Annotated in this window: 1 pseudogene; it reads left to right on the top strand. The window is 42.4% G+C overall.

The features are described from left to right. Positions 1-7 precede the first annotated feature (7 nt). Positions 8-1,341, top strand: a pseudogene (locus UC75_RS21235) (efflux RND transporter permease subunit); the annotation flags it as partial.

Below are 1,341 nucleotides of genomic sequence, written 5' to 3'. Positions count from 1 at the left end.
CCCAGCCATGAAATTCAATCTCTCGGAATGGGCATTAAATAATAAAGGCATTGTCCTTTATTTTATGCTGTTGCTTGGCATTATCGGTGCAATCTCTTATTCAAAATTATCACAAAGTGAAGATCCACCCTTTACCTTTAAGGTGATGGTGGTGCAGACCTACTGGCCTGGGGCGACTGCCAAAGAAGTTTCTACTTTAGTTACGGACCGTATCGAAAAGGAACTCATGACAACAGGACAGTATGACAAGATCATGGCTTACTCCCGTCCGGGTGAGTCGTTGGTCACTTTTGTAGCGAAGGATTCACTGACTTCTGACAAGATTCCTGATGTTTGGTACAACGTTCGTAAGAAGGTAAATGATATACGCCATGAACTGCCAAACGGTGTACAAGGTCCATTTTTCAATGACGAATTTGGAGACACTTACGGCAATATTTATGTACTGACAGGCAAAGACTTTGACTATGCACTTCTTAAGGAATATGCCGATCGTTTGCAATTACAGCTTCAACGTGTCAAAGATGTCAGTAAGGTCGAACTCATTGGTCTGCAAGATCAAAAAATCTGGATTGAGATTTCTAACACCAAAGCGGTACAGCTTGGTATTCCAGTTACAGCGATTCAAGATGCCTTACAAAAGCAAAATAGTATGGCAAGTGCAGGTTTTTTTGAAACAGGCACAGACCGCATTCAGATTCGGGTAAGTGGTCATTTACAAAACATTGATGAAATTAAGAAAATGCCTTTACTGGTAGGTGATAAAACCATTCAGCTCGGAGATGTCGCTGACGTCTACCGTGGTTTTAGTCAACCTGCTCAGCCACGTATGCGCTTCATGGGTGAAAATGGTATTGGTATTGCTTTATCGATGCGTAAGGGCGGTGACATTATTGCCTTAGGTAAAAATCTCGACACAGAATTTGCCCAGCTGCAAAAAACTTTACCTTTAGGTATGAAGCTCCAAAAAGTTTCTGACCAACCTGTAGCGGTACAACGCAGTATTCATGAGTTTATAAAGGTACTCGCTGAAGCAGTTATTATTGTCTTGTTAGTGAGTTTTTTCTCTTTAGGTTTCCGCACAGGATTGGTTGTCGCTTTTTCTATTCCTTTAGTTTTAGCAATGACTTTTGCGGGGATGAATCTATTCGATGTCGGACTGCATAAGATTTCACTGGGTGCCTTGATTCTGGCGCTAGGTCTGTTAGTCGATGACGCCATTATTGCCGTCGAGATGATGGCAATTAAGATGGAGCAGGGTTATAGCCGAATTAAAGCTGCTGGATTTGCGTGGAAAACAACAGCATTTCCGATGCTCACCGGAACACTGATTACGGCGGC

The organism is Acinetobacter sp. V2 (genome assembly GCF_001188385.1).
GTDB lineage: Bacteria > Pseudomonadota > Gammaproteobacteria > Pseudomonadales > Moraxellaceae > Acinetobacter > Acinetobacter oleivorans.
Note: the sequence above shows the minus strand (reverse complement) of the source record. Positions and strands in the feature narration are given on the sequence as shown.